Source organism: Streptomyces sp. SID3212, from assembly GCF_009865405.1.
In the GTDB taxonomy this organism is placed as follows: Bacteria; Actinomycetota; Actinomycetes; order Streptomycetales; family Streptomycetaceae; genus Streptomyces.
In genome coordinates, this window is sequence record NZ_WWJY01001112.1 from 1 (window position 1) to 3,688 (window position 3,688).

The 3,688-nt window shown below is 69.4% G+C and carries 3 protein-coding genes; 1 reads left to right on the plus strand and 2 read right to left on the minus strand.

The window, feature by feature from the left end; genetic code table 11:
* Positions 1 to 76: 76 nt before the first annotated feature.
* Together GT042_RS33040 and GT042_RS33045 are read right to left on the minus strand one after the other, a co-directional pair.
* Entirely contained in the window at positions 77 to 1,438 is a 1,362-nt protein-coding gene (locus GT042_RS33040; protein WP_161312371.1) for a sugar ABC transporter substrate-binding protein, read from the minus strand.
* A gap of 109 nt (positions 1,439 to 1,547) precedes the next feature.
* A complete protein-coding gene (locus GT042_RS33045) occupies positions 1,548 to 2,309 on the minus strand; it encodes a DeoR/GlpR family DNA-binding transcription regulator (RefSeq protein ID WP_161312372.1) in 762 nt (253 codons plus the stop codon).
* Between the two features lie 465 nt (positions 2,310 to 2,774).
* On the opposite strand from GT042_RS33045, the gene gndA reads away from it, so the two are divergent.
* Positions 2,775 to 3,688 (plus strand): NADP-dependent phosphogluconate dehydrogenase (gene gndA / locus GT042_RS33050; protein ID WP_161312373.1); only part of this gene is annotated, 914 nt, incomplete at its 3' end.

A 3,688-nucleotide genomic window follows, 5' to 3' on the forward strand; every position in this document is an offset into this window, starting at 1 on the left:
CCCCGGCCGGCGCGTCGCGGCGCCGGGGGCCGCGACGCGCCGGCCGGGGAGGCCGAGGGGGTACGGACGGGGGCACTCACTGCTGCTCCTTGCCGACCTTCTCGGCGAGCGCCTGCGAGGTCTTGAGGGCGTCCGCGACGGACTGCTTGCCCGCGATGGCGGCGCTGATCTCCTGCGAGACCTTCGTGCCGAGGTCGGTGAACTCCGGGATGTCGACGAATTGGATGCCGACCGTGGGCCGGGGCTGGGTGCCCGGGTTGGTCGGGTTGGCCGAGGTGATGGCCTGCTGGGTCACGTCGGCGAAGGCCGCCGCGTCCTTGAGGTAGTCCGGGTTGGCGTAGGTCGAGGCGCGCTTGCCGGCGGGCACGTTGGGCCAGCCGATCTTCTCGCCGACGAGGTTCTCGTACTCCTTGCTGGACGCCCAGGAGATGAACTTCCAGGCGCTCTCGTCCTTGGTGGACGCCTTCTGCATGCCCCAGGCCCAGGTGTAGAGCCAGCCGGAGCTCTCGGTCTTGTCGACCGGCGCGGGTACGTAGCCGATCTTGCCCTTGACCGGGGAGTCGGCGGCCTCCAGCGAGCCGGCGCCGGCGGTGGCGTCGTACCACATGGCTGACTTGCCCTGTGTCATGTTGTTGAGGCACTCGGAGTAGCCGGACTGTGCCGCGCCCGCCTCGCCGTGCTCGCGGACGAGGTCGACGTAGAACTGGGTGGCCTTGGTGAACTCGGGCGAGGTGAGCTGCGCCTCCCAGTCCTTGGTGAACCAGGTGCCGCCCATGGTGTTCACGACGGTCGTCAGCGGGGCGATGACCTCGCCCCAGCCGGGCAGCCCGCGCAGGCAGATGCCCTTCATGCCGCTCTTCGCGCCGTCCGCCTTCGCGGCGAGGTCGGCGACCTGCTGCCAGGTGGGCTTGGGCGGCATGGTCAGGTTCTTCTCGGCGAAGATGTCCTTGCGGTACATGAGGAACGACGACTCGCCGTAGAACGGTTCGCCGTAGAGCTTGCCGTCGGCGGCGGTCAGCGAGTCCTGGAGGGGCTTGAGGATGTCGGGCTGGTCGAAGGCCTTGTCCTTCTTGACGTAGTCGTCCAGCGGGTGCAGCCAGCCGTTCTTGGCGAAGAACGGGACCTCGAAGTTGCTGATGGTGGCGACGTCGTACTGGCCGGCCTGCTCGGAGAAGTCCTGGCTGATCTTGTCGCGGACGTCGTTCTCGGGCAGGACGGTGAAGTTGACCTTGATCCCGGTGTCCTTGGTGAAGTGGTCCGCGGTGAGCTTCTGCAACTCGACCATCTGCGGGTTGTTCACCATCAGGACGTTGATCGAGTCGCTCCCGCCGGAGGAGCTGCCCCCGCCGGCTCCGCTGCACCCCGCGAGCAGGGCCGCCAGGGCGGCGCCTGCTCCCACACGGACGCTGATTCCACGTCGTCTTTTCTGGACGGACATGAGTTGTCTCCTGATCACTTCGTTGTGAGGGGGTTCGGGGTGTGCGGACCCGCGTCCCGGCCGGGCCGAGGCGGCGCGGCGGGTACGGAACGGAGAGGGCCGGTGGGTGTCAGACGCGGATGACCTGCGGTCCGAGGAGGGAGTACCGCTGAGCCTCCGCCGAGGGCAGGCCCGCGTCCGTGACGATGGATTCAAAGTCGGCGACCTCGGCGAACCGGCAGAAGCTCACCGCGCCGAACTTGGTGTGGATCCCGGCGAAGACCCGGCGCCTGGAGCTGCGCATGGCTTGCGCCTTGACCTCGCTGACGGCCGGATCCGGGGTGGTGAGGCCGTACTCGCGGGAGATCCCGTTGGCTCCGACGTACGCCAGGTCGATGACGAACTCGGAGAGCATACGCGTGGTCCAGTGGTCCACCGTGGCCATGGTGGAGCCCCTGACCCGGCCGCCGAGGAGCAGCACCGCGATCTTCTCCGCGTCGGCGAGCGCGGTCGCCACCGCGAGGGAGGCGGTGACGACGGTCAGGGACCGGTCGCGGGGCAGCGCCTCGGCGACGAGCTGCGGGGTGAAGCCCTCGTCGACGAAGACGGTCTCCGCGTCGCCGAGGAGATCGGCGGCGGCGGCCGCGATCCGGGACTTCTGCGGGACGAGACGGGTGGTCCGTACCGCGAGGGTCGTCTCGAAGCCGGCCGACTCCACCGGGTAGGCGCCGCCGTGGGTGCGCCGTACCAGGCCGTGTTCCTCCAGGGCGTGCAGGTCGCGCCGGACGGTCTCCTTGGCCACCGAGAGCTTCGAGGCGAGATCGGTGACGTCGACCGCCCCGGCACGGCGGGCGATCTCCAGGATTTCTCGTCGGCGTTCGTCGGTGTCCACGACACACACTTCCCTGCTCCGCTGCGGCTCGGGCTCAGCACCCGTTCGGGCTCATGCGTCGTTTGTACAAGCAAGGGCCCCACGGCGACCAGGTTCTTCACCGAGGCGACTGTGCCCGTTCATGCCCGCTTCGCCGGGAGCGTTGTCGCAGGTCACGCCCGCGACAACGGCTGTTGTCGCGCGGATCACCGCCCGATTCGGTACCGTCCCGTGCCCGAACGGAGCCCGAACCGGAATCCCCTTTCCCCACAACCGGACCGGTTACACGAGAAGCCGCTCACATCGGGCCCTGCCCGTTCGGACACGATCCGGCAATCACGTCGCGCGTACGGCGGGAACACGACACGATGCGGGAGGCCCGGAATGCGGATGACTCCGGGCACCTTGAGGATCGACGTAACGAGCTCACGCTCGGCACAGGCTCACGCTCGGCGTAACAGACTCACAACTTTCAGGAGCGCTTCCATGAGTGGTACCGCCCAGATCGGCGTCACGGGGCTCGCGGTGATGGGCCGCAACCTGGCCCGCAACTTCGCGCGCAACGGTCTCACGGTCGCCGTGCACAACCGCACCGCCGCGAAGACCCGGGCCCTGGTCGAGGAGTTCGGCGACGAGGGCACCTTCGTGCCCGCGGAGAGCGCGGAGGAGTTCGTCGCGGCCCTGGAGCGCCCCCGCCGCCTGATGATCATGGTGAAGGCCGGGGACCCGACGGACGCCGTGATCCGGGAGTTCGCCCCGCTGCTGGAGGAGGGCGACGTCATCATCGACGGCGGCAACGCCCACTTCGCCGACACCCGCCGCCGCGAGAAGGAGCTGCGCGAGCGCGGCATCCACTTTGTCGGGGTGGGGGTCTCGGGCGGCGAGGAGGGCGCGCTGCACGGCCCGAGCATCATGCCGGGCGGCTCCGCCAAGTCGTACGAATCCCTCGGCCCGCTGCTGGAGAAGATCGCGGCGAAGGCACCGGACGGGGCGCGTACGGTCGCGCACATCGGCCCGGACGGCGCGGGCCACTTCGTGAAGATGGTGCACAACGGCATCGAGTACGCCGACATGCAGCTCATCGCGGAGGCGTACCACCTGCTGCGGTCCGTCGCGGGCTACTCCCCCGCGAAGATCGCCGAGACGTTCCGTACGTGGAACACCGGCCGGCTCGACTCGTACCTGATCGAGATCACCGCCGAGGTACTCGCCCATACGGATGAGGCGACCGGCAAGCCGTTCGTGGACGTCGTGGTCGACCAGGCCGAGCAGAAGGGCACCGGCCGCTGGACGGTCCAGATCGCCCTCGACCTGGGGGTGCCGGTCTCCGGGATCGCCGAGGCGGTCTTCGCGCGGGCCGTCTCCGGCCACGCGGCGCTGCGCGAGGCGTCGCGCGGGCT